Below are 23,071 nucleotides of genomic sequence, written 5' to 3'. Positions count from 1 at the left end.
CTGTACGGCGGGCGTACGACAGCACGATCGTCCCTTTCACGGCAGGATGGCCCCATGGAGCAGCACGCGTCACCCCCGGAGTCGACGGACCCGCTGACCCGGGCGAACCGGGCGGACCCGGCGGAGCCCCCGCACGAGCCGCGCCGCGTCGCCGTGTCCGGCGCCTCCGGCCTCATCGGCTCCGCGCTCACGCGCTCGCTGTCCGAGGACGGCCACGAGGTGGTCCGGCTCGTGCGCCGGGCTCCGCGGGCGAAGGACGAGGTGCGCTGGGACCCCAAGGAGGGGTACGTCGACGCCGCCGGGCTCGCGGGCTGTGACGCCGTCGTGAACCTGGCGGGCGCCGGGATCGGCGACCGGCGCTGGAACGACGCGTACAAGCGCGAGCTGCGCGACAGCAGGGTGCTCGGCACCCGGACGCTCGCGGAAGCCGTGGCGGCCCTCGACGAGCCGCCCCGGGTGTTCCTGAACGGCAGCGCGATCGGCTACTACGGAGACACCGGTCAGCGCGCGGTGGACGAGACGGCTCCTCCTGGGGAGGGGTTCCTGCCGTCGATGTGCGTGGCGTGGGAGCAGGCGGCCGCCGCGGCCCAGGACGCGGGCGTGCGCACGGTGTTCACGCGCACCGGCCTGGTGGTCGCGCGCGAGGGCGGAGCCTGGGGGCGGATGTTCCCGCTCTTCAAGGCGGGCCTCGGCGGGCGGCTCGGGAACGGCCGGCAGTACTGGAGCTTCATCGCGCTCTACGACGAGGTGGCGGCGATGCGGCATCTGCTCGCGCGGGACGACCTGTCGGGGCCGTTCAACCTGACGGCTCCGGAGCCGGTCACCAACCGCGAGGTGACGGCGACGATGGGCCGGGTGCTGCGCCGTCCGACGCCGTTCCCCGCGCCCGCGCCCGCCCTGCGGGTCGTCCTCGGCGAGATGGCCGGGGACGTCCTCGGCAGCCAGCGCGTCCTGCCCACCCGCCTCACGGAGTCCGGGTTCGGGTTCACCCACCCCGGCATCGAGGACGCCATCAGGGCCGCGCTGGCCTGACGCCCCGAGCGCGCCCGCACGGCCGTGCGACCACCGTGCGACCATGCCCGGTCCGTGCGCGACTCCCAGCGGCCGTCCACGCTCCTACCCTCGACCGGAACTCGGGGATTCCACCGCCCTCGTGAGGGCATAAGGCTCCCCAGCAGTCGAGCGAGCCGCGCAACCTCCGGGAGGAGCACGTGCCAGAGCCTGCGCACCATGCGGATGTCGTCATCGTGGGAGCCGGGGTCGCGGGACTGTCGGCCGCCCACCAGCTGACCAGCGCCGGTGTAACGACCGTTGTCCTGGAGGCCGCCCCTTACGTCGGCGGCCGGATGTCGACCGAGAAGGTGGACGGCTTCCGACTCGACAGGATCGGGCAACTGCTGACCACGTCGTATCCGGAACTGCGTCACACACCCGGCCTCGACGCACTCGTCCTGCGCCCCTTCGCCCCCGGTCTGCTGGTGCACAGCGCCGGCAGGCACCACCGCATGGCGGAGCCGAGCGGCGGACGGAGCGCGAGGGGCGCACTCACAGCGGCGCGCGCCCTTGCGAGCGCCCCCCGAGTGCCGCGGCCCGCGCGCACCGCCCCGGGTGCCCCGCCCCGACCCTCGTCCAGGACCACGCCACGGCCATCGAGGCCGTCGCCCCGCACCGCGCCCCTGGGCGGCGCACTCGACCAGGCCCGCCTCGGCGCGGCGCTCGCCCGGATCGCGGCGACCCCCGTGCGACGGCTCCTCGCGCGCCCCGAACTGCCCGCGGCCCAGGCCCTGTCCGCGCGCGGGCTGCCCCCGCGCACCGTCGAAGGGTTCCTGCGCCCGCTGCTGTCGGCACTGCTGTGCGACCCGGACCTGACGACGTCGAGCCGGTGCGCCGACCTCGCCCTGCACGCCTTCGCGCGTGGCCGCCTGTGCCTGCCCGAGGGCGGCGCCGACGCCCTGCCCGAGCTGCTCGCGGGCGCGCTGCCGCCCGGCACCGTGCGCACCGGCGTCCGCGTCACCTCGGTGTCCGCGAACCGCGTCACCACCGCCGAGCACGGCGAGCTGTCCTGCGCCGGCGTCCTGCTCGCCACCGACGCGCGCGCCGCCGCCGAGCTCCTGCCCGGCCTGCGCGTACCGCCGTTCCACCCGGTCACCGTGGTGCACCACACGGTCCCCGAGCCACCGCTCGCCGAGCCCGCGCTCCTCCTGGACGCCGACCGGGCGGGCCCGGTCGCCCACACGGCCGTCGTGAGCCACGTCGACCCCACGCGCGCGCCCGACGGCCGGCCCCTGGTGTCCTCGACCGTCCTCGGCCCGCCCCCGGACGACCTGGAGCGGTCCGTGCGCGGCCATCTCGCGCAGCTGTACGGCACCCCGACCGACCGCTGGGAGCTCCTTGCCGTGCACCGCACGCGCGAGGCGGTGCCCGCGATGCCGCCACCGCACGACCTGCGCCGTCCCGTACGGCTGTTGGCGGGGCTCTATGTGTGCGGCGACCACCGCGACACCAGCACGGTGCAGGGCGCGCTGCACTCCGGGCGCAGGGCGGCGCACGCCGCGCTCGCCGACCTCGGCATCCGTACGGCCGACACCGAGGAGCCGCTGCCCGCTGCCGCCTGAGCCCTCTCCCAGCAGGCCCACTCATCGGACCTGTCCGCCTCGCCGGACCGGCTCCCCCTAAGCCCCCGCGCCCCCCACGCGGGGGCTTCAAGCCGTCCCGCTGTCTTGTCACCCGTCCGGCCGTGCCGAGTTCCCGGGCCCCGCGCACCAGTCCGTACGGGCCGTCGCGGCCCAGCTGCGTACGGAGATGGAACAGGTCACCGGCGTCGCACCGCGCGTCGTCGCGGGCGGGCGGCCGGACCGGGACGACATCGTCCTGACCCTCGCCCCTGACCGGGCCCTGGGTGCCGAGGGCCACCGCTTCGACAGCACCGGCCCCGTCCGCGTCTCCGCCGCCTCCACACACGGCCTGTACTACGGCACCCGCACCCTCCTCCAACTCCTGCGCACCACCGCCACCGACCACCGCGCCGTCCCGCGCGCCCGCTCGCTCGACCGGCCCGCGCAGGCGGTCCGCATGGTCCACGTGGACGCGGGGCGCAAGTACTGGCGGATCCCGTATCTGCAGAACCTGATCCGCAGGATGGGCGACCAGAAGCTCAACACCCTGTTCCTGCACCTGTCGGAGTCCGAGGGCTTCCGGCTGTACAGCCCGAGGTTCCCCGGCCTCGCCGACCCCGACCACAGCTACAGCTACAGCCGCGCCGACATCGAGGACCTGAAGGCCTTCGCCGCACGGCATCACGTGCAGGTGATGCCGGGTCTGGAGCTGCCCGGCCACGCCACGGTGATCAGTGAGGCGTTCGGCATCGGGTTCGGCTCGGGCCCAGGCGCGTGCGCGGGGGCGCATACGCACCCCCACCTCACGCCGGACTGGATCATCGACATGACCGGCGAGAAGGCGATCGCCAGGAGCAAGGAGATCGTCGACGAGTTCGCGGGCTGGTTCGACGCGCCGCTGTTCTCCATCGGCGCGGAGGAGGTGCCGGTTCAGCTCGCCGAGTGCCCGCGCGTCCAGGACCACCTGGCCGCCGCGCCCGACGTGTCCACCCTCGGTGACCTGCTCAACCGGTACATCAACACCCTGGACGACGTGGTCACTTCGCACGGCCGGCGCACCGCCGTCTACAACGGCTCCGAGCACCTGGCCGCCCCGCAGCAGCGCGTGCGCGCCCCGGTCGTCTTCCTCACCTGGGAGGGCACGGGTGCGGAGCCCGCCGTTCCCGGCCATGACGAGATCGCCATCAGCCCCTTCTACAACACGCCGAACAACCATCACCACAAGTACCCCGACGAGCCCTGGATGTACGACACCTGGGCACCGGGCAACACCCCCGACATGCTCGGCTCCGGCGTCGTGAACTGGGCGGACTACAACTTCTGGGCCGACGACGAGTACTTCGAGCGGCACATGGCGGGTGCCCGCGCGATCCTCGCCGACCGCACGTGGAACGGCTCCCCGACGCCGGACACGCTGGCCGGCTTCCGGGCCCGCGCCGCCCGCGTCGGCGACCCCCCGGGCACCACGCCCGCGTGGAAGCGCCCCCGGGTGAAGGACCGCCCGAGCCATCACTGGACCTTCGACGACGCCCCGTACCCGAAGGGCTGGACGCACGCGGGCAGCCCCGGCTGACGTGGGTGGCCTCGCCCGGTCGCACGGTCCTGTACGCGGACGGGGTGCGGGTCGGCGCGGTGGCCGCGTCGGTTCCGTTGCCGATGCGGTCCGTCGGTACGGAGCGGGCCGCGCTGCGCGGGGACCTGGACGACCTCGCCACGTGGGACTTGGCGTTGGGCGCCTCGGCTGTCGCCCGGCTGCGGTGAGTCCGGCAGGGGACGGCCACGGTCCGGCCGCCCCCCACTGGCCGCTAGCCCAGCGCCGCGACCCTGTCGCGATACCCCCGCACCGGCGCCGCGTCCCGGTACGGCTCCAGGCGGCGCTCGAAGTCGCGTACGTACTCCACCGCCCGCACCGACCGCATCTCGCCCGCCGCCTGGGCCGCCTCCGCGCCCAGCTGGCAGGCCTGCTCCAGCTCGCCGAGGCCGAGGCGCGCGGTGGCGAGGACGACGCGGCAGAAGAGCCTGCTGCGGGCGTACCCGGGGGCGCGCAGTTGCAGGGAGCGCTCGGCGTGCTGGGCGGCCGCGCGGTACTGCTGGAGGTCGCGGTTGCAGTGCGCGAACTCGTCGGCGAGCTGGGCCTCGTCGAAGAACCGCGCCCAGTACGGGACCTCGTCGCCGGGCCGTGCCGTCTCCAGGGCGCGCTCGGCGCGCACCATGGACGCCGAGCTGGCCCTGACCTCACCGAGCACCCCGTGCCCGCGCGCCTCGACGGCGTGCAGCAGGGCCTGCACGACGGGCGGCGCCGACGCGCCGACGCCCTGCTGGGCGACGCGCGCCAACTGCACGGCCTCGCGCCCGTGGCCGAGGTAGACGGCCTGGCGGCTCATGGTGACCAGGACGTAGCTGCCGTACGCGCGGTCGCCCGCGGCCTGCGACAGGCGCAGGGCCTGCACGAAGTACCGCTGGGCGAGCCCGTGCGCGGCGATGTCGTACGACGTCCAGCCCGCGAGCCTGGTCAGGTCGGCGGCGGCGGCGAACAGGCGCCGTCCGGCCTGCTCGCCGTAGGTGCCGCGGAGCATCGGCTCGGCCTCGTGCTCCAGGTAGCGCACCAGGGCCTGGCGGGCGTGCCCGCCGCCGTAGGCGTGGTCGAGCGCGCGGAACAGCTCGCCGACGGAGCGCAGGGCCGCGATGTCGCCGCCGGTGACCCGGTGGCCGGGCCCGCGGTCGGTGTCGCGGCGCTGCCGGGGCACGATCGGGCGGCCCTGCGGGGGCACGCGAGGGGTCTGCGGCGGCTCGCCGCGGGCGACGCGTTCGTCGGCGCGGCCGATGAGCCAGTCCCGGCTCGGCACCACGAGCCCGGCCGGGGTGAAGGCGATCTTGCGCAGTTCGGCGTGGCTGCCGGAGTCCTTGCGCCACAGGCCGCCGACGATGTCGACGGCTTCCTCGGGCGAGGAGGCGAACTCCAGGCCCGCGTAGACGGGCGCGCACGCGTCGAGCCCGAGGTCCTGTGCGGACAGACGCCGTCCGAGGCGCCGGGTGAAGACCTCCGCGATCAGTGCGGGGGTCGTGCCGCGGGGCTGCTGGCCTCTGAGCCAGCGTGTCACCGATGTCTTGTCGTACCTGAGATCGAGACCGTGCTCGAGCCCTAGCTGATCGACGCGGCGCGCCAGGCCCGCATTGGAGAACCCGGCTTCCGCGATGAGCGCGGCTAGCTGGCGGTTGGGGGTGCGCTGCGGGGGTCGTTCCGTCATCAGCTGTGCGGTCTCCTGCCTTCCGGGCCTGCCTTGAGCAGCCCTTATGGCCTCATGAACGGCGCGAATGTAGCGGCCCATACGGGTCCCATCGCGACCTTCAAGCTCCGTTCATCCGATCGTGTGAGGATTGGCCGGAGGGCTGACGGGATTCCGCCGGACGTACAGTGGCAGGGGCGCGATCCGTGCACGGTGAAGGTTTCCGTGGCGGCCAGGGTCCGGTGCACGCGGATGGTTCTTAGGGAGGCACGTGCCGTGGGCGAGATTCGATTCATCCGGCTGGGTTTCGGTCCGGAGTCCGTCGAGTACCAGGAGGCCTGGGACGAGCAGCGACGGGTGCACGCCGCCCGCTTCGCGGACGAGGTCCCGGACACCTGCCTGCTCCTGGAGCACCCGCCGGTCTACACGGCGGGCCGCAGGACCGAGGACAGCGAGCGCCCGCTGGACGGCACCCCGGTCGTGGACGTGGACCGCGGCGGCAAGATCACCTGGCACGGTCCCGGGCAGCTCGTGGGCTACCCGATCCAGAAGCTGCCGCGTCCGGTGGACGTCGTAGCACACGTACGCCGCCTGGAAGACGCACTTATCCGAACGTGTGCCGAGTTCGGTCTCGAAACCACGCGCGTCGAGGGGCGCAGCGGCGTATGGGTCCTCGGCGATCCGGTGGAGTCGCGCCCGGCCCTCGGCGGCCTCAGCCTGGACTTCGATCCGCGCCTCACGGACGAGGAGTTCGACCCCCGTCTGAACGGCCCGGAGTACGCGCCCTCCAACGCCGGCCAGCGCCGCGAGGACCGCAAGGTCGCCGCGATCGGCATCCGCGTCGCCAAGGGCGTGACGATGCACGGCTTCGCGCTGAACGTGAACCCGGACAACACCTGGTTCGACCGGATCGTGCCGTGCGGCATCCGTGACGCGGGGGTGACGTCCATCGCGCACGAGGTGGGCCGCGACATCACGATCGCCGACGTGCTGCCGGTGGCCGAGCGGCACCTGCGCGACGTCCTGGAGAACGCGGACCTCAAGCCGCGGGTGGTGGAGAAGCCGGCCGCCGAGGTGCCGCAGCCCGTGCGGGAGGCGGCAGCGGCCCCCGCCGGGTCCCCCGAGACCGCGCTCGCCTAGCCGCACCGGCTCCGGGCCGGCCCCCGGGCACCCGGGCGGGAATGCACCCCTCGGGCCGGAGGTTGGCCAGAGTGAAGTCCAATGACATCGCGGGCGTACCCTGGGGTGCGCCGACGAATCGAAGTTACGCCAGCTATCAGGGAGCCGATGTGTCCGCAGTCGCACCCGACGGACGCAAGATGCTGCGCCTGGAGGTCCGAAACGCCCAGACCCCCATCGAGCGCAAGCCCGAGTGGATCAAGACCCGGGCGAAAATGGGCCCCGAGTACACGAAGATGCAGCAGCTCGTGAAGAGCGAGGGCCTGCACACGGTGTGCCAGGAGGCGGGCTGTCCGAACATCTACGAGTGCTGGGAGGACCGCGAGGCCACGTTCCTCATCGGCGGCGACCAGTGCACGCGGCGCTGTGACTTCTGCCAGATCGACACCGGCAAGCCGCAGGCCCTCGACCGCGACGAGCCCCGCCGCGTCGGTGAGTCCGTCGTCACGATGGACCTGAACTACGCCACCATCACCGGCGTCGCCCGCGACGACCTGGAAGACGGCGGCGCCTGGCTGTACGCCGAGACCGTGCGCCAGATCCACGCGATGACCGCCGAGCGCGAGGGCGGCCACACCAAGGTCGAGCTGCTCATCCCCGACTTCAACGCGGAGCCGGACCAGCTGGCCGAGGTCTTCTCCTCCCGCCCCGAGGTGCTCGCGCACAACGTGGAGACGGTGCCGCGCATCTTCAAGCGGATCCGCCCCGGCTTCCGCTTCGAGCGCTCCCTGAAGGTCATCACCGAGGCCCGCGAGGCCGGTCTGGTGACGAAGTCGAACCTGATCCTCGGCATGGGCGAGGAGCGCGCGGAGGTCAGCGAGGCGCTGCGCCAGCTGCACGACGCGGGCTGCGAGCTGATCACGATCACGCAGTACCTGCGCCCGTCGGTGCGCCACCACCCCGTGGAGCGCTGGGTCAAGCCGCACGAGTTCGTGGAGCTCAAGGACGAGGCCGAGCAGATCGGCTTCTCCGGCGTCATGTCCGGCCCGCTGGTCCGCTCCTCGTACCGCGCGGGGCGGCTGTACCAGATGGCGATCGAGCGGCGCGGCGCGTACGTGGCCTCGCAGGCGGTCTGAGGCCGGGCGCAACCGGAATCGCGGCGCGGGCGGGCGGCCCCGCCCGGCGCGGCGGACCGGCGGCGAGCGCGGGCCGTCCTCCGGCAAGCGTGTGAATCCGCGCACAAGCGAATACCGCCCAGTAGCGGCCGATATGACGCGGCCCGTACGTTCTCCGCAGGTGAAGGGGGCCGTATGGGCCGCGTCAGCGTTTCGGGGCCCCGCGTCAAGGTTTCATCGGTGTTTGACCGGTCGGTCACGCCCTGGTAACACCAATCAGTGACCCTGGTATTACCGCACGTACAGCCTTACCCAGAGCACGGCGAGCTTCACCCAGAGCATCCAGAGCACTCGAGCTCCCCCACAGCACCAGGTACTCCCTCGTAGCGCTCCCCCGTCCACTGTCGCTTCCCGGAGGGCATCACCATGCAGGCCGCGCCCGTTCGCGCCACCGCCATCCCGTCCGTCACCGACGCGCTGCGCGTCGTCGAGTCGCTGCTCATGAGCAGCGGCCAGCGCACCGCGCGCCGCAACGCCTGGACGTCCGTCCTCGAGGACCGGCGCCGCGCGAAGGACCGGGTCGAGGCACAGCGCGTACTGGAAGAGGCCGGGGCAACCCGCACGTCGTAGTCGCTTCCCGGGCCACGTAGACTTCGAGGCATGGCGAGGAAGGAAACCACCGCGGCGGCTTCGGCCGCGGAACCCGGGCGACTCAAGCAGATCGCCCTGACCTACAAGATGACCCGGCGGGCCGACCCCAAGATCGGTCTCATCATCGCGGCTGTGGGAATCGTCACCTTCGGTGTCTTCCTCGCGATCGGCCTCTGGCTCGACCACCCCATCTACCTGGGCATTCTCGGCTTCATCCTCGCCTTCCTGGCGATGGCGATCGTCTTCGGACGCCGGGCCGAGCGCGCCGCCTTCGGGCAGATGGAGGGCCAGCCCGGTGCGGCGGCCGCGGTGCTCGACAAGATCGGCCGCGGCTGGACGACGACCCCCGCGATCGCGATGAACCGCAGCCAGGACGTGGTGCACCGCACCGTCGGCAAGGCCGGCATCGTCCTGGTCGCCGAGGGCAACCCGAACCGGCTGAAGCCGCTGCTCGCCGCCGAGAAGAAGAAGATGGCCCGCATCGTCGCGGACGTCCCCGTGCACGACGTGATCGTCGGCAACGGCGAGGGCCAGGTCGAGCTCAAGAAGCTTCGCACCACGCTTCTGAAGCTCCCCCGCGTCCTCCAGGGCCCGCAGGTCACGGCGACCAACGACCGCCTGAAGGCGATGGGCGACCTGATGAGCAACATGCCACTGCCCAAGGGCCCCATGCCGAAGGGCGCTCGCATCCCGCGCGGTGGCCCGAAGATGCGGTGACGCTGCCGCTGTTCCTCTGAGCGGCCGCGTGTGCGTCCGCACCGGACTGACCTGACTGGTTGCGTCGGATCCTGACGGATACTGACTGGTTACGTCGATGGGGCGCCCCGAACCGAGTGGTTCGGGGCGCCCCATCGACGTATGCGGACGTATGCGAAAGCCGGAGCCTAGATCCGGACCTGCACCGCGCGGGCGAGCCGGTCGTGAAGGCCGCGGCCGTCACGGTCCCAGATGAGGGCCGGGATGCCGATGCACAGGAGCGCGCTGCGGACGAGGACGCGGACGGGGCCGAGGCGGCCGCCGTCCTCACTGACGACGCGCAGGCCGAGCAGGCGCTTGCCGGGCGTGCTGCCGACCGTGCCGACGGTCAGCAGGCTCATCACGAAGAGCAGCCCGAGCGCCCAGTTGCCCATCGCCTGCGGGTTGCCGCGGGCCAGCAGGCCGTACGCGATGAGCATGCACAGGCCCCAGTCGATGGCGATGGCGCCGATGCGGCGGCCGGGCCGAGCGACGGAGCCGGGGCCCTCCTCGGGCAGGCCGAGCCGTTCTCCCCGGTATCCGAAGTCGACGCCCGCCTCCTCGGCTGCCGCGCGGGGGCCGGAGAGCCACGATCCGATTACTTGCCTGTTGTCCACCCGTCCACGGTACTGCGCGCCTCCTCGTGGGCAGGGTCCGGGTCGCGTTCGCACCCGGGCCGGTTAACTTCGGCGAAACAAATGGGTCATGCTTGAGAAATCCCCCGTCCCTATGGTCGGGTCCCAGCGTGTGCCACCGCACTGGCCGCACCACCGAGCTGCAACCCCGCTCCTTCCCGGGCGGGAACAGGAGGAGCTGGATGTTCCAGAACGCCGACGAAGCCAAGAAGTTCCTCGCGGACGAGGACGTGAAGTTCGTAGACGTCCGGTTCTGCGACCTGCCGGGCGTCATGCAGCACTTCACGGTCCCGGCGGAGGCGTTCGACCCGGCCGAGCAGCTGATGTTCGACGGCTCCTCCATCCGCGGCTTCCAGGCCATCCACGAGTCCGACATGGCGCTCGTGGCCGACCTGTCGACGGCCCGCGTGGACCCCTTCCGCCGTGACAAGACCCTCAACGTCAACTTCTTCATCCACGACCCGGTGACCGGCGAGCAGTACAGCCGTGACCCGCGCAACGTGGCGAAGAAGGCCGAGGCGTACCTGGCCTCGACCGGCATCGCCGACACCGCGTACTTCGGCCCCGAGGCCGAGTTCTACGTCTTCGACTCGGTGCGCTTCGAGACCACGGCGAACCGCTCGGTGTACGAGATCGACTCCGAGGCCGGCGCCTGGAACACCGGCGCGCTCGAGGACAACCGCGGCTACAAGGTCCGCTACAAGGGCGGCTACTTCCCGGCCCCGCCGGTCGACCACTTCGCCGACCTGCGCGCCGAGATCTCCCTGGAGCTGGCCAACTCCGGCCTGAAGGTGGAGCGCCAGCACCACGAGGTGGGCACGGCGGGCCAGGCCGAGATCAACTACAAGTTCAACACGCTCCTGGCCGCCGCCGACGACCTGATGCTCTTCAAGTACATCGTGAAGAACGTCGCCTGGCGCAACGGCAAGACCGCGACCTTCATGCCGAAGCCGATCTTCGGCGACAACGGCTCGGGCATGCACGTCCACCAGTCCCTGTGGACCGGCGGCGAGCCCCTCTTCTACGACGAGCAGGGCTACGCGGGCCTCTCGGACACCGCCCGCTACTACATCGGCGGCATCCTCAAGCACGCCCCCTCCCTCCTCGCCTTCACCAACCCGACGGTGAACTCCTACCACCGCCTGGTCCCCGGCTTCGAGGCCCCGGTCAACCTGGTCTACTCGCAGCGCAACCGCTCCGCCGCGATGCGCATCCCGATCACGGGCTCCAACCCGAAGGCCAAGCGCGTCGAGTTCCGCGCCCCCGACCCGTCCTCGAACCCCTACCTCGCCTTCTCCGCGCTGCTGCTGGCCGGTCTGGACGGCGTCAAGAACAAGATCGAGCCCGCCGAGCCGATCGACAAGGACCTGTACGAGCTCGCCCCCGAGGAGCACGCGGGCGTCCCCCAGGTCCCGACCTCCCTCCCCGCGGTCCTCGACGCCCTCGAGGCGGACAACGAGTACCTCCAGGCGGGCGGCGTCTTCACGTCCGACCTGATCGAGACGTGGATCGACTACAAGCGCACGAACGAGATCGCCCCGATCCAGCTGCGGCCGCACCCGCACGAGTTCGAGCTGTACTTCGACATCTAAGCCGCGCATTCGCCGCAGTGGGCGTGCGCACGGCGATCCGGAGGCCGTCACCGGCATGGTGGCGGCCTTCCGCCGTGTCCGGTGGTTCTGACAAGTCGCGGACGAGGCCCGTTCACACCCGGCCGGTAAGGTCGCGCTGCTCGGAGGAGACCCGGTGCGGGGAAGAGGTGTGGTGAACGGCGCGAGTGGTGCGGACCGTGTTGGCGGTGCGGGCGGTGCGAGGGGTTCGGACGGTGCGGGCAGTGCGGGGAGTGCGGGGAGTGCTGAGAGTACGGCCGGTGCGGGCGGTGTGGGTGGGGTCCGTGGGGCAGGTGGCGCGGCCGAGGGTGGTCGGGTGCGGGTGGGGCTCGGGACCATCCTGCGGGAGTGGGGACGCATCGGGTGTGTCGGGTTCGGGGGGCCGCCCACTCATATCGCCCTGCTCAGGAAGCTGTGTGTGGAGCGGCGGAAGTGGATCGCGGCGGCCGAGTTCGAGGACGGCATCGCGGCGACCAATCTGCTTCCCGGGCCCGCCTCCACCCAGTTGGCCATCTTCTCCGCCTGGCGGCTGCGCGGTCCGGCCGGAGCGCTGGTCGGCGGCCTTGCCTTCATCGTGCCGGGGCTCGTCCTCATTCTCGCCCTGGCCGCCCTGTTCCTCGCCGGGAATCCGCCGCTGTGGGTGCGCGGCGCCGCCGCCGGGGCGGGGGCGGCCGTCGCCGCTGTCGCCGTCCAGGCGGCCACCGCGCTGATTCCGGCGAGCTGGCGGCGGGCCGGTGACCGGCGGGCGGCCAGGGCCCGTTGGGCCTGCTACTTCCTCGCGGGCGGCGCGGCGGCCGCTGTGGTGGGCCCGTGGATGGTGCTGGTGCTGGTCGCGGCCGGTCTGCTGGAGGTCGGGGTGCGCGCCCCCGGCGCTTCGGGGCGGCGTGCCGCGTGGCCGGTGCCGCTCGCCGTCGCGGCTCCCGCGGTGGGTGGGACGGCCGCGCTGGCGTGGGTGGCGTTCAAGGTCGGGGCACTGTCGTACGGCGGTGGCTTCGTCATCATTCCGCTGATGCAGGCCGACGCCGTCCACACGTACCACTGGATGACCGACGGCCAGTTCCTGAACGCGGTCGCGCTCGGCCAGGTCACCCCCGGCCCCGTCGTGCAGACCGTCGCCGTCGTCGGCTACGCGGCGGCCGGGATCCCGGGCGGGCTGCTGGCCGCCGCCGTGGCCTTCGCCCCGTCGTTCCTGTTCGTCATCCTCGGCGGCCCCCGGTTCGACCAGCTCCGCGCCCACGCCGGTGTGCAGGCGTTCTTCACCGGCGCGGGGCCCGCGGTCATCGGCGCGATCATGGGCTCGGCGATCCCCCTCGCGCTGGCGCTGGAACACCTGTGGCAGTACGGGGTGCTTGTCGGCGCCGCGGTCTGGCTGCTGGTGGCCCGCCGCGGCGTGGTCGGCGCGCTCCTGACGGCCGGCGCCCTGGGGGCGGTGGCGGCTCTGGCCGGGTGGTCGGTCGGCTGAGGCCGAGGGCTGATGGGCCCGGGCGGGTGGTCGGTCGACCGAGGTCGGAGGGTGTCCTGTGAGGATGGAAGCTCCGGCCGCCCGGCTGCCCGAGCTGTAGTCCCGATTCGCGTGGCCGCTCGGGCGGGGACACCGCCTGCCCTGCCGACCGGAACGGACCGGAACGACCACGAAGGGCGTGCACACGGATGTCGCAGGACGCGCGAGGCCTGGTGGGCCGGATGGACGACCACCAGGTGGCCATCTACCTGATCGCGATGGCCGCTGGCGCCGCACTCGGCCTGGCCGCGCCGGACGCCGGGCCCGGCCTGGAACACGCCATCAACCCGGTCCTCGCCGCCCTGCTGTTCGTGACCTTCCTCCAGGTCCCGGCCCGTGAACTGCTGCGCTCGCTCAAGGACGCCCGGTTCCTCTCCGCCGCCCTGACGGTGAACTTCGCCGTCGTCCCGCTCGTGGTCGCCGCGATGTTCGCGTTCCTGCCCACCGACCAGGCCGCGCGCGTGGGCGTGCTGCTCGTGCTGCTGTGTCCGTGCGTGGACTACGTGATCGTCTTCTCCGGCCTCGCGGGCGGCGCGAGCCGCCGTCTGCTGGCCGCGACACCGCTGCTGCTGATCGGCCAGATGCTCCTGCTGCCGCTCTTCCTGTACGTGTTCATGGGGCCGGAGTTGGGCGACATCGTCGAGGCGGGCCCGTTCCTGGAGGCGTTCCTCGTCCTGATCGTCGTGCCGCTCGCCCTGGCCTGGGCCGTGCAGGCGTGGGCCGGGCGCGCGCCGGCCGGGCAGAAGGTGTCCGACGCCGCGACCACCACGATGGTCCCGCTCATGGCCGCGACCCTCCTGACCGTCGTCGCCTCCCAGGTCCCCAAGCTCGGCGGGAACCTCACCGACGTGGCCGCCGTGGTCCCCTGCTACGCCCTGTTCCTGCTCGTGATGGCATTCGCGGGCAGGGCCGTCGCCCGCCTCTTCCGTCTCGACACCCCCGGCGCACGCGCGCTCGTCTTCACCGGCGCCACCCGCAACTCCCTCGTCGTGCTGCCCCTGGCCCTGGCGCTGCCCGACGCCTACGCCGTCGCCGCCGTCGTCGTGGTCGCACAGACCCTCGTCGAGGTCATCGGCATGGTCGTCTACGTCCGGGCCGTGCCCCGGCTGCTGCCCGAGGAGGCGCGGGGCGAGCGGACGCCGACGACGAGGTGACCACTCGGGAGTCCGGCCTGTCTCCGCACCAAAGCTCTTGTTTCGGCATTTCTCTATGTTGACAAACTTCGATTCAAGGCGCAGCGTTGCATCGACAGGCTTCGAATCAAGAAGGTCCGTTCGGGAGGTCTCGCCCGAGAAGTCCGCCCGAGAAGCCCGCCCGAGAAGTCTGTCCGAGAAGCCGTTCCGTTCCCTTGAGGAGACGCGTCATGAGCGATCAGCCCACCGACCTGCGCGAGACCGTCCGCCAGCGGTACGCGGCCGCCGCTGTCCAGGTGGCCGAGGGCAGCACCGGCTGTTGCGGGACCGAGCCCGTCGAGGTCGACGACAACTTCGGCGGCGCCCTGTACGCGGCCGACGAGCGCGCCGCCCTGCCCGCCGAGGCCGTCGCCGCCTCCCTCGGCTGCGGCAACCCCACAGCCGTGGCCGACCTCCATGAGGGCGAGCGCGTGCTCGACCTCGGCTCCGGCGGCGGCATCGACGTCCTGCTGTCCGCCCGCAGGGTCGGGCCGACCGGCAAGGCGTACGGCCTGGACATGACCGAGGAGATGCTCGCCCTCGCGCTGACCAACCAGAAGAAGGCGGGCGTCACCAACGTGGAATTCCTCAAGGGCACCATCGAGTCCGTCCCGCTGCCCGCGAACACCGTCGACGTCGTGATCTCCAACTGCGTGATCAATCTGTCCACCGACAAGGACGCCGTCTTCGCGGAGATGTTCCGCGTGCTGGTCCCGGGAGGGCGCATCGGCGTCTCGGATGTCGTCGCCGACGACACCCTCACCCCCGCCCAGCGGGCCGAACGCGGCGACCACGTGGGCTGCATCGCGGGCGCCCTGTCCTTCGCCGAGTACCGGCGCGGCCTGGAAGCGGCAGGCTTCACCGGCGTCGAGATCACCCCGACCCACACCGTCGCCGACAGCATGCGGTCCGCGATCGTCCGCGCCACCAAGCCCACCGGTTAGAGTGCGGGCATGTACGGGGGATCAAGAACAGCGAGTACAGCGGGGACAGCGAGAACGCGGACGTTGCCGTGCACGTGGTGCAACACGCCCGTGCCGCAGCCGCGCAGATGGCGCAGGCGGCTCTATTGCAGCAAGGCGCACCGCCGCAAGAACCGCGTGGTGGAGGCCGTCGGCAACTTCCTGGACAGCCTCTAGGAGGGGGGCGCCTGCCGTCGGCCAGGACTCGCCCTCGTCGCAGCCGACGATGTCGTCCTCATCAACTGGCTCTCCGGCAGGGCCTGAAGCGACTCGGTACGTCGCGCAGGCACACACTGCGCTTTATTGACGTAGACCAACAGGGGTCGGCCGGGAGGGGCCAGGAGAGCTCGGCCCGGAGAGCTCGGCCCGGAGAGGGAACGGCGGCGGCCCGGGTGCGCGCTGGTGCGCGCGTTCCCGGGCCGCTGGTGGCGCTGCCCGCCGGCAGCGTCACCCTCTCACCGAAGTCCGGCCGTCAGCAGGTGCGGTTGACGTAGTGCGCCCCCTGGATCTTGCTCGCCGAGCCGAGCCACGTCTTGCCGGGGCCGACACAGCGCTCGTAGTCGGGCGCCATGGAGACCCTGACGTGGATGACGACGCGGGAGCCGTCCGACGTGCAGTGGTTGTAGAAGGCGTCGGACGAGGTCTCGTAGAAGCCGCAGGGGTCTGCGGCCGCGGGGGTCGCGGTGACGGTCACCGCGCCCAGGGACGTGAGGGCGAGGGTGGTGGCGGCGAGGGCACTGGTCACCAGGCGGCGGACGGACACGGGGAACTCCTGGGTGAGGGGGGTCGGTTCGGCCCGGGCCGGTGCGCGGTCCGGGGCGGCTTTCGGCCTGAGGATCGCAGCCCCGTGACACCTCGGATGATCGAATGGCGCCCCTTTCACCTGGAAGAACGTTCCCCCCTCCGCCGATCGGATGGATCTCCTCCGTTTTCCCCCGCGGCCTCGGCCGCCGGGTGTGCGGGCGGGCCGCCGACCCGCGCCGCGAGCCGCTTCGGCGCCTGTACGAGGTAGCTCTCGGTGAGGAGTTCCGCCACCTCGGCCCAGTCGGTGGCCTCGTCGAGACGCATGCCCACGACGTTCCTGCCCCAGGAGAGGCGGAAGAACGGGGCGCCCGCGTTGGTCAGGGCCTCGAACTCCTCGCCGTGCGCGCGGAACGTGAGGGTCGTGGTGAGGCCCTCGGTCGCGATGGCGCGCGCCGACGGGGAGTCCGAGCGGGTCAAGTCGGTCAGGTAGACGTGCGCGAAGGTCGCCGCGCGGATGCGCCAGCGGGTGCCGATCCAGGCCGGTTCCTCGTGCGCCTCGGGGAGGTTCAGGCACACGGCGCGCAGGTGGGTGAGGACGTCGAGGGGGACCTCGTCGTCGTCCGGAGTCGTCCTCTGGCGCGTCATGGGTGTCTCCCTGGGCTGCGGATCTCCGGTGAGTCGGAGGAGTCTCTGCGGTGAGTCCGGTGAGGCTGGTGAGTCCAAGGATCCGTCCGGCGCGCCGGGGTCCTCAGGAAGCGGACCGACACGTGGTCCAGGGGGTCCGCCGGTGGCGTCACCCGCGCCCGCACCCCGTACACCTCCGCGATGAGGTCCTCGGTGACGACCTCGGTGGGCGTGCCGTGCGCGTACGCCCTGCCCTCCTTCAGGACCAGGATCTCGTCGCAGAACATGGCGGCCAGATTGAGGTCGTGCAGAGCGATCACCGTCGTCACGGGGAGCGAGGCGATCAGGTTCAGGAGGTCCAACTGGTGCTGGATGTCCAGGTGGTTGGTGGGTTCGTCGAGGAGGAGCTCGCGGGGGGCCTGGGCCAGGGCGCGCGCGATGTGGGCGCGTTGGCGTTCGCCGCCGGAGAGAGTATGCCAGGACTGGTCGGCCCGGTCGGTGAGGGCGGTGCGGGCCAGGGCGTCGCGGACGGCGCGGTCGTCGGCGGGTGTCGTGCCCGACCAGGGCCTGCGGTGCGGGATGCGGCCGAGGGCCACCACCTCCCGTACGGTCAGCTCCACCTGGGTGGTGGCGTGCTGGTCGACCACCGCGAGCCTGCGCGCCGTCTCCCTGCGGCCGAGGCGGGGCAGCGGCGTGCCGTCCAGCGTGACCACGCCCGCCGCGGGCGCGAGGACGCCCGCGAGGAGGCGCAGGAGCGTGGACTTGCCGGAGCCGTTCGGGCCGATGAGGCCGAGCGTGCTGCCGGGGCGGGGCGCGAGGGTGATGCCGTCGACGATGAGACGGCCCCCGGCCTGGTGGGCGACCCGGTCCGCCGCGAGTCCGGTGGTGGACTCGGGCTTCCCGTGCGTGGACTCGGGCTTTCCGTGCGTGGACTCGGGCTTCCCGTGCGTGGACTCGGGCTTTCCGTCCGTGGGGGCGGACTTCCCGTCCGTGTGCCCGGATCCGCCGGTGGATTCGGGCTTCCCGCGCCGCATCGGCTCCGCCGCCTTCTCGTACGTCGACTTCTCCCGCGCCTCCTCGTACGTCATCGGCTCCTCCGCGTCCGGTACAGCACCGCCACGAACGCCGGTACGCCGATCAGCGAGGTGACCACGCCCACCGGGACCTCCTGCGGGTCGAGGACCGTGCGGGCGAGGGTGTCCACCCAGATCAGGAACACCGCGCCCGCGAGCGCCGTCACCGGCAGGAGCCGCCGGTGCCCCGCGCCGACCACCGCCCGGGCCGCGTGCGGCAGCGCCAGGCCCACGAACCCGATCGCCCCGGCGCTGCTGACCAGGGCCGCCGTCAGGAGCGCCGTGGTGCAGAGCAGCAGCACGCGCACCCGGTCCACGTGGACGCCGAGGGTGGCCGCCGCGTCCTGGCCGAAGGCGAACGCGTCGAGGGCGCGGGCCTGCAGCAGGCACACGGTGAGCGTGACGACGAGCACCGCGCCGCACGTCCACACGTCCGTCCAGGACGCGCCGCTCAGCGAGCCGAGGAGCCAGAACAGCACGCCCCGGGTGGTCTCGGCGTCGGCGGCCGTGAGGACGACGAAGGAGGTGAGCGCGGAGAACAGTTGCATGGCGGCCACGCCGGACAGGACCACGCGGTCCGTGGTGTCGCCGAGGGTGTGGCTGAGCAGCAGGACCAGGGCGAAGGACACGACGGCGCCGATGAACGCGCCCGCCGAGACCGTGAGCGCTCCCCCGCCGACGCCGAGGACCACGACGGCCACGGCGCCCGTGGACGCGCCGGAGGAGACGCCGAGCACGAACGGGTCGGCGAGCGGGTTGCGCAGGAGCGACTGGAGGACCGCCCCGCACACGGCGAGGCCCGCGCCGCACACCGCCGCGAGGACCGTGCGCGGCATCCGCAGGTTCCACACGATGCCGTCGCGGATCGGCGTCAGCTCGGCCTCGCCCCAGCCGAGGTGGGCGGCCACGGCCGACCACACGTCGGGCACGGAGATGTCGGCGGGGCCGATGGTGACGGCCACGGCGAGGGAGAGGAAGAGGGCCGCGAGCCCGGCCAGGGCGAGGAGTCCGCCGCGCAGCGCCGAACGCAGCCGACGCGGGCCCCCGCCCGCGAGGGCCCTCACTTCGTGAGGCCGAACTCGCGCAGCGCCGCCGCCACTTGTTCGATGCCGTCGACGGTCCTGATGCCCGGGTTCAGGGCCTGGCCGCTGAGGAGGACGTACCGCTTCTTCCGCACGGCCGTGAGGTTCTTCGTGGCCGGGTTGGACTCCAGGAACTTGATCTTCTGGCGGGCGCTCTCGGCGGACTGGGACCTGCGCGTGAGGTCGCCGATGACGAGGACGTCGGGGTCGCGGTCGGCGATGGTCTCCCAGTTGATCTGGGGCCATTCCGCGCGGGTGTCGGCGAAGGCGTTCCGCACGCCGAGTGCGCGCGTGATGATGCCGGGGGCGCCGCAGCAGCCCGCGATGTAGGGGGACTCGGAGTTGGCGAACCAGTACATGAGGGTGGTGCCGGAGGCGTCGACGGACCTCTTGGCGCGCGCGGCCCGGGACTTGAGGTCCGCGATCAGCTTCTCGCCGCGCTCCGCCACGCCGAAGACGCGCGCGAGGTCGCGGATCTCGCCGTACACGGTGTCCATCGTGAGGGTCTTGGTGCGGGTGCCGTCGTCGTCGCCGGTGTTGTCCTTGCCCGCGCAGTCGGTCGGCGAGACGTAGACGGGTACGCCGAGTTCGGTGAACTTGGCCCGGTCGGCGACGCCGCCCTTGCCGACCGTGTAGAGGAACGACGCGCTGACGAAGTCGGGTTCCTTGTCGAGGACCTTCTCCAGCGACGGGTAGCGGTCGGCGAGCCGTGGGACCTTCGCGTTCTCCTTCGCCAGGCGCTTCAGGACGGGGTCCGTCCAGGTGCCGGTGCCCACCATGCGGTCGGCGAGGCCGAGGGAGAGCAGGATCTCGGTGGAGCCCTGGTCGAGGGAGACGGCCCGCTCCGGCGGCGCCGTCACCTTCGTCCGCTCGCCGCAGGCGGTGAGCGTGAGGGGGTATCCGGCCCGCGCCTCCCGCTCGGGCTTCGCGGCCGGGCCACCGCACGCGGACGTGGCGGCGAGGACCAGGGCGAGGCCCGCGCTCAGGGCGGCGGAGCGGGTGCGTATGCGGGCGGGGCGGAGGGTACGGCGGACGCCGAGGCGGCGCGGGGTCGAAGGCACACGTCTTCCCGAGTCTCAGGGCTCATGCGCGGAGCCTGGTCTGCGAACTCCGCCGCCCGTGCGGACGGCGGTGCCAGCAGGTCTTCGGACTCGGGTTCGTCCGGGCGGGGCCGCCTTCCCGGGGTCCGTGGACTCCCAGTGGCCGCTGGCCCCGCCCGTCCCCCTCACCGCTGCGCGTCAGTTCCGGATTCCCACCGGATTCCCCGACCCAGGTGCGGGTACGACTGGCGTCCGCAAGCTATCACTCCGGGGCGGCATCACCCCTGGTCGGGGCGGGCTCACCGCGGTAGGTGCCGAAGGCCCACTTGTTGCCCTCGGGGTCGGCGACCGCGAACTCGCGGCTGCCGTACGGCTGGTCCTCGATCTCGCGGATCACCTTCACGCCGGCGGCGGTGAGACGGAGGTAGAGGTCGTCGACGTGGTCGGTGACGACGTACGCCCCGAACGTGCCGGGCCGCAGACACCATTCGGCGGCCTTCGGGTCGTAGCTGCCGAGCATGACCCCGCCGCCCTCGGGCCAGTCGAGCTGGGCGTGGGCGACGCGGCCGCCGTCCTCGTGGACGGCGGTGCGCAGGAAGCCGACGGTACCGACGAGGAAGTCGATCAGGGCGGGTGCGTCGTCGGCCTGGAAGGTGGCCCAGACGTCGGGCGCGCGACGGTTCGCCGCGACCGGACCGGTCGGGCCGCCCTGGCTGTTTCGCGTGGCCTCCGTGGCCTCCGTGGTCTCCAAGGTCTCCGTGGTCTGCGCGCTCTGTGCGCTCTGTGCGCTCTGCCTGCTTTGTTCGCTCTGCGGGTTTTCGTTGCTGTTCATGCGTCCCAGTCTTCGCCGCCCGCGTGCCCTCCGGCTTGGATATTCCGGCACTCCTCGGCCATCCAGGCGCTGGGGCTCGCCCCCGTGTACTGCTGGAAGTCCCGTACGAGGTGGGAGTGGTCGTAGTACCCGCAGTCGGCGGCGATCCGGGCGAGGTCGGGGCGCGCGCCCGCGGCGACCGCGCGGACGACGGCCGCCTTCGCGTGCTGGAAGCGGATGAGACGGGCGGCCTGCTTGGGTGTGACGCCGGTCTCGGCGCGGAACAGCGCGGACAGGCGGCGTTCGCTGAGGGCGACGTGCGCGGACAGACCGCGCAGGGTGCCCGCGCCGCGGTGCCGGGCGAGCCAGGCCCAGGCCTCGCCGACCTCGGGCCGGACGCCTCCGGCGCGCTCCGCGTCGGCCGCGCGGCGCGCCAAGTAGGCGTTGAGGAAGGCGAACCGGTCACTCCAGGCGTCCTGCTCGCAGAGGCGTTCCCGGACGTCGGCGGCGACCCGGCCGAGGACGTCGGTGCCGTCGGTGACGAGCTGTCCGGCCAGCTCGGCGGCGGGCAGCCCGAACAGGGCGCGGGCGGCGAGCGGATGCACGGCGAGCTGAATGCCGGCCTCGTGCTCGGGCTGGACGACGTACGCGGGGCTCTGGTGCAGGCCGCCGACGACGATGTCCGTGCGGACGGCGTCGGGTCCGGTCGCCTGGCCGGGGGTGCGGCCGGTGATGACGGGGCCGTCGAGGGAGAAGATCAGCGTGAGGTACGGGGACGGCAGGCCGCGGTGCAGAGCGGTGCGCCGGCCCTGCGTGCGGTAGCCCACGGCGGACACGACCAGGCCGCCGGGCGGGGGCGCGGCGCGGACGAACTCGCGGGAGGCGGTGTCGCCGTCGCGGGCGGTGGTGTCCGTAGCCGTGGGGCCCATGAAGCCATTGTGGGCGGGCGCGGACGGGCCTGTCGTCCGGTGCGGCTACCCGCGTCCGTCCGTCCCATGCCCGGCACGCACGGTGACCTCGATCATGGGAATCGGGCACCTTGTCCTCGTAGCATGGCGCGCCGCTCCGGACGGGTCGGCTCAGCGCTTCCAGGGAACGGGAACCATGGCAATTCGAACAAAGGGCAGGCCGGCGGTCGTCGGGGCGGCGGGGGCGCTGGCGGCGGCGGTGTTCGCGGGCGGCGCGCTGTGGCCGAGCGCGGCGGACGCGAAGGCGGTGGACGCCCCAGCGCCGAGCGCGGCCGCCCGTGCCGCCGCGGCCGACCTCACGCACTGGCCGAAGCCGGTGGCGGCGAAGCTCGGCAAGGTGATCGCGGAGAACCGGGGGAAGGGCGCGTACGCGGTCTTCGACGCGGACAACACGACGTACCGCCACGACCTGGAGGAATCGCTCCTTCCGTTCCTGGAGATGAAGGGCGTCCTGAGCCGCGCGACGATGGACCCGTCCCTGAAGGTCATCCCGTTCAAGGACACGGCCACGCACAAGGAGAGCCTGTACAGCTACTACAACCGGCTCTGCGAGGTCGACGACCAGGTCTGCTACCCGTGGGCGGCACAGATCTTCTCCGGCTTCACGCTGAAGAAGCTCAAGGGGTACGTGGACGACCTCCTCGCGTACGACAAACCGATCCCGGCGACGTACTACGACGAGAACGGCAAGGTCACGAAGACCGAGGTCGAACGGCCGGAGTTCTCCCCCGGCATGCGGGAGCTGTACAAGTCGCTGCGCGCGCACGGCATCGAGGTGTACGTGGTGAGCGCGGCCAGCGAGGACCTGGTGCGGATGGTGCTCGCCGACCCGAAGTACGGGTACGGCGTGAAGCCGCAGAACGTCATCGGCGTCGGCCTGCAGCTCAAGGACCCGAAGACGGGCCGGGTGACCAGTTCCCGCAAGGAGATCGCCGAAGGCCGGTTCGGCCCGAAGGACCGGGCGCGGCTCGCGAAGTACGAGCTGACGCCGAACCTCTGGGCACCGCTGACCTGGTACCAGGGCAAGCCCGCCGCCATCTCCACGTACATCGACGAGTGGAAGAAGCCGGTCCTGGTCGCCGGGGACACCCCCGTGAGCGACGGCCCGATGCTGTTCCACTCGGCGGACGTGCGGCACGGGGGCGTGCGCGTGTGGGTCAACCGCAAGGACAGCTACATGAAGCAGCTGGACGGGATGAAGCGGAAGAACGCGGCGCGACAGCGGGAGTTGGGGCAGCCGGTGACGGCGGACAAGCGGTGGCTGACGGTGACGCCGGAGCAGATCGGCTGAGCGTTCGACCGGCTGAGCGGAACAACTGGCTGAGCGGAACGACCGGCTGAACGAATCGGGAGCCCCGGGGTCGGCCGGCCCCGGGGCTCCCTCGCG

At 72.4% G+C, this 23,071-nt stretch carries 22 protein-coding genes and 1 riboswitch; of the genes, 13 read left to right on the top strand and 9 right to left on the bottom strand.

Annotated features, from left to right (window positions below; genetic code table 11):
* Window positions 1-54 precede the first annotated feature (54 nt).
* The 4 genes from QUY26_RS29165 to QUY26_RS29150 all read left to right on the top strand — a co-directional run bounded on the left by QUY26_RS29165 (window position 55) and on the right by QUY26_RS29150 (window position 4,376).
* Window positions 55-1,032 carry a TIGR01777 family oxidoreductase gene (locus QUY26_RS29165; RefSeq protein WP_289951768.1) on the top strand — a complete coding sequence of 326 codons (978 nt, stop codon included), beginning with the start codon at window positions 55-57 and terminating at the stop codon, window positions 1,030-1,032.
* Between the two features lie 179 nt (window positions 1,033-1,211).
* The gene (locus tag QUY26_RS29160) at window positions 1,212-2,615 is read left to right on the top strand and encodes an NAD(P)/FAD-dependent oxidoreductase (protein WP_289951766.1); all 1,404 of its coding nucleotides are present in this window, start codon (window positions 1,212-1,214) and stop codon (window positions 2,613-2,615) included.
* 187 nt (window positions 2,616-2,802) lie between these two features.
* The gene (locus QUY26_RS29155; RefSeq protein WP_289951764.1) at window positions 2,803-4,188 is read left to right on the top strand and encodes a family 20 glycosylhydrolase; all 1,386 of its coding nucleotides are present in this window, start codon (window positions 2,803-2,805) and stop codon (window positions 4,186-4,188) included.
* Window positions 4,189-4,193: 5 nt separating this feature from the next.
* Entirely contained in the window at window positions 4,194-4,376 is a 183-nt protein-coding gene (locus tag QUY26_RS29150) for a hypothetical protein (RefSeq protein ID WP_289951763.1), read from the top strand.
* 44 nt (window positions 4,377-4,420) lie between these two features.
* Here QUY26_RS29150 and QUY26_RS29145 read toward each other — a convergent pair whose 3' ends face one another.
* Complete coding sequence (locus QUY26_RS29145; RefSeq protein ID WP_289951762.1) at window positions 4,421-5,863, bottom strand: regulator; 1,443 nt, start codon at window positions 5,861-5,863, stop codon at window positions 4,421-4,423.
* A 255-nt stretch (window positions 5,864-6,118) separates the two neighbouring features.
* Here QUY26_RS29145 and lipB point away from each other — a divergent pair, with 255 nt between their 5' ends.
* The 4 genes from lipB (at window position 6,119) to QUY26_RS29125 (ending at window position 9,444) form a co-directional block, all read left to right on the top strand.
* On the top strand, window positions 6,119-6,982 hold the full coding sequence (gene lipB, locus QUY26_RS29140) for a lipoyl(octanoyl) transferase LipB (protein WP_289951759.1): 864 nt from the start codon (window positions 6,119-6,121) through the stop codon (window positions 6,980-6,982).
* Between the two features lie 149 nt (window positions 6,983-7,131).
* A complete protein-coding gene (locus QUY26_RS29135; protein ID WP_087883784.1) occupies window positions 7,132-8,097 on the top strand; it encodes a lipoyl synthase in 966 nt (321 codons plus the stop codon).
* Between the two features lie 405 nt (window positions 8,098-8,502).
* The gene (locus QUY26_RS29130; RefSeq protein ID WP_289951755.1) at window positions 8,503-8,706 is read left to right on the top strand and encodes an SCO2195 family GlnR-regulated protein; all 204 of its coding nucleotides are present in this window, start codon (window positions 8,503-8,505) and stop codon (window positions 8,704-8,706) included.
* 30 nt (window positions 8,707-8,736) lie between these two features.
* Window positions 8,737-9,444 (top strand): DUF4191 domain-containing protein, encoded by a 708-nt coding sequence (locus QUY26_RS29125; RefSeq protein ID WP_289951754.1) that lies wholly within the window; start codon window positions 8,737-8,739, stop codon window positions 9,442-9,444.
* Window positions 9,445-9,611: 167 nt separating this feature from the next.
* On the opposite strand, the gene QUY26_RS29120 is transcribed toward QUY26_RS29125, so the two are convergent.
* The gene (locus tag QUY26_RS29120; RefSeq protein WP_289951752.1) at window positions 9,612-10,079 is read right to left on the bottom strand and encodes an RDD family protein; all 468 of its coding nucleotides are present in this window, start codon (window positions 10,077-10,079) and stop codon (window positions 9,612-9,614) included.
* A gap of 200 nt (window positions 10,080-10,279) precedes the next feature.
* Between QUY26_RS29120 and glnA the strand changes: the two genes are divergently transcribed.
* The 4 genes from glnA (at window position 10,280) to arsM (ending at window position 15,324) form a co-directional block, all read left to right on the top strand.
* Window positions 10,280-11,689, top strand: coding sequence for a type I glutamate--ammonia ligase (gene glnA, locus QUY26_RS29115; RefSeq protein ID WP_289951750.1), 1,410 nt, complete (start codon window positions 10,280-10,282; stop codon window positions 11,687-11,689).
* Window positions 11,690-11,858: 169 nt separating this feature from the next.
* Window positions 11,859-13,169, top strand: a complete 1,311-nt coding sequence (gene chrA, locus QUY26_RS29110; RefSeq protein WP_436840533.1) for a chromate efflux transporter — start codon at window positions 11,859-11,861, stop codon at window positions 13,167-13,169.
* A gap of 188 nt (window positions 13,170-13,357) precedes the next feature.
* A complete protein-coding gene (locus QUY26_RS29105; protein ID WP_289951745.1) occupies window positions 13,358-14,362 on the top strand; it encodes an arsenic resistance protein in 1,005 nt (334 codons plus the stop codon).
* Between the two features lie 209 nt (window positions 14,363-14,571).
* Window positions 14,572-15,324 (top strand): arsenite methyltransferase, encoded by a 753-nt coding sequence (gene arsM / locus QUY26_RS29100; RefSeq protein WP_289951743.1) that lies wholly within the window; start codon window positions 14,572-14,574, stop codon window positions 15,322-15,324.
* A 490-nt stretch (window positions 15,325-15,814) separates the two neighbouring features.
* On the opposite strand, the gene QUY26_RS29095 is transcribed toward arsM, so the two are convergent.
* The 7 genes from QUY26_RS29095 to QUY26_RS29065 all read right to left on the bottom strand — a co-directional run bounded on the left by QUY26_RS29095 (window position 15,815) and on the right by QUY26_RS29065 (window position 21,645).
* Window positions 15,815-16,105, bottom strand: a complete 291-nt coding sequence (locus tag QUY26_RS29095) for a DUF6355 family natural product biosynthesis protein (RefSeq protein WP_289951741.1) — start codon at window positions 16,103-16,105, stop codon at window positions 15,815-15,817.
* Between the two features lie 116 nt (window positions 16,106-16,221).
* A complete protein-coding gene (locus QUY26_RS29090) occupies window positions 16,222-16,731 on the bottom strand; it encodes an MmcQ/YjbR family DNA-binding protein (protein WP_289951739.1) in 510 nt (169 codons plus the stop codon).
* Window positions 16,728-17,546 (bottom strand): ABC transporter ATP-binding protein, encoded by an 819-nt coding sequence (locus QUY26_RS29085; RefSeq protein ID WP_436840532.1) that lies wholly within the window; start codon window positions 17,544-17,546, stop codon window positions 16,728-16,730. Before QUY26_RS29085 ends, QUY26_RS29090 begins: the two co-directional genes overlap by 4 nt.
* A gap of 248 nt (window positions 17,547-17,794) precedes the next feature.
* Window positions 17,795-18,847 carry a FecCD family ABC transporter permease gene (locus QUY26_RS29080; RefSeq protein ID WP_436840425.1) on the bottom strand — a complete coding sequence of 351 codons (1,053 nt, stop codon included), beginning with the start codon at window positions 18,845-18,847 and terminating at the stop codon, window positions 17,795-17,797.
* Window positions 18,844-19,833: an ABC transporter substrate-binding protein gene (locus QUY26_RS29075; RefSeq protein ID WP_289956152.1), complete on the bottom strand. Its 990-nt coding sequence runs from the start codon at window positions 19,831-19,833 to the stop codon at window positions 18,844-18,846. Before QUY26_RS29075 ends, QUY26_RS29080 begins: the two co-directional genes overlap by 4 nt.
* A 151-nt stretch (window positions 19,834-19,984) precedes the next feature.
* Window positions 19,985-20,170, bottom strand: a riboswitch (cobalamin riboswitch).
* Window positions 20,168-20,737, bottom strand: coding sequence for a VOC family protein (locus QUY26_RS29070; protein ID WP_436840424.1), 570 nt, complete (start codon window positions 20,735-20,737; stop codon window positions 20,168-20,170). It overlaps the preceding riboswitch by 3 nt.
* The gene (locus QUY26_RS29065) at window positions 20,734-21,645 is read right to left on the bottom strand and encodes a helix-turn-helix transcriptional regulator (RefSeq protein ID WP_289951737.1); all 912 of its coding nucleotides are present in this window, start codon (window positions 21,643-21,645) and stop codon (window positions 20,734-20,736) included. The genes QUY26_RS29070 and QUY26_RS29065 overlap by 4 nt, the downstream gene beginning before the upstream one ends.
* A 175-nt stretch (window positions 21,646-21,820) precedes the next feature.
* Here QUY26_RS29065 and QUY26_RS29060 point away from each other — a divergent pair, with 175 nt between their 5' ends.
* Window positions 21,821-22,975, top strand: a complete 1,155-nt coding sequence (locus tag QUY26_RS29060; RefSeq protein WP_289951735.1) for a haloacid dehalogenase-like hydrolase — start codon at window positions 21,821-21,823, stop codon at window positions 22,973-22,975.
* Window positions 22,976-23,071 lie beyond the last annotated feature (96 nt).

Source organism: Streptomyces flavofungini (assembly GCF_030388665.1).
In the GTDB taxonomy this organism is placed as follows: Bacteria; Actinomycetota; Actinomycetes; order Streptomycetales; family Streptomycetaceae; genus Streptomyces; species Streptomyces flavofungini_A.
Note: the sequence above shows the minus strand (reverse complement) of the source record. Positions and strands in the feature narration are given on the sequence as shown.

Excerpts from the sequence above, each read along its gene's own strand:
- QUY26_RS29165 (WP_289951768.1), top strand. The coding sequence starts at position 55 with ATGGAGCAGCACGCGTCACCCCCGGAGTCGACGGACCCGCTGACCCGG.
- glnA (WP_289951750.1), top strand. The coding sequence starts at position 10,280 with ATGTTCCAGAACGCCGACGAAGCCAAGAAGTTCCTCGCGGACGAGGAC.
- QUY26_RS29070 (WP_436840424.1), bottom strand. The coding sequence starts at position 20,737 with ATGAACAGCAACGAAAACCCGCAGAGCGAACAAAGCAGGCAGAGCGCA.
- QUY26_RS29060 (WP_289951735.1), top strand. The coding sequence starts at position 21,821 with ATGGCAATTCGAACAAAGGGCAGGCCGGCGGTCGTCGGGGCGGCGGGG.
- QUY26_RS29155 (WP_289951764.1), top strand. The coding sequence starts at position 2,803 with ATGGAACAGGTCACCGGCGTCGCACCGCGCGTCGTCGCGGGCGGGCGG.
- QUY26_RS29130 (WP_289951755.1), top strand. The coding sequence starts at position 8,503 with ATGCAGGCCGCGCCCGTTCGCGCCACCGCCATCCCGTCCGTCACCGAC.
- QUY26_RS29145 (WP_289951762.1), bottom strand. The coding sequence starts at position 5,863 with ATGACGGAACGACCCCCGCAGCGCACCCCCAACCGCCAGCTAGCCGCG.
- QUY26_RS29090 (WP_289951739.1), bottom strand. The coding sequence starts at position 16,731 with ATGACGCGCCAGAGGACGACTCCGGACGACGACGAGGTCCCCCTCGAC.
- QUY26_RS29065 (WP_289951737.1), bottom strand. The coding sequence starts at position 21,645 with ATGGGCCCCACGGCTACGGACACCACCGCCCGCGACGGCGACACCGCC.
- QUY26_RS29105 (WP_289951745.1), top strand. The coding sequence starts at position 13,358 with ATGTCGCAGGACGCGCGAGGCCTGGTGGGCCGGATGGACGACCACCAG.
- QUY26_RS29125 (WP_289951754.1), top strand. The coding sequence starts at position 8,737 with ATGGCGAGGAAGGAAACCACCGCGGCGGCTTCGGCCGCGGAACCCGGG.
- arsM (WP_289951743.1), top strand. The coding sequence starts at position 14,572 with ATGAGCGATCAGCCCACCGACCTGCGCGAGACCGTCCGCCAGCGGTAC.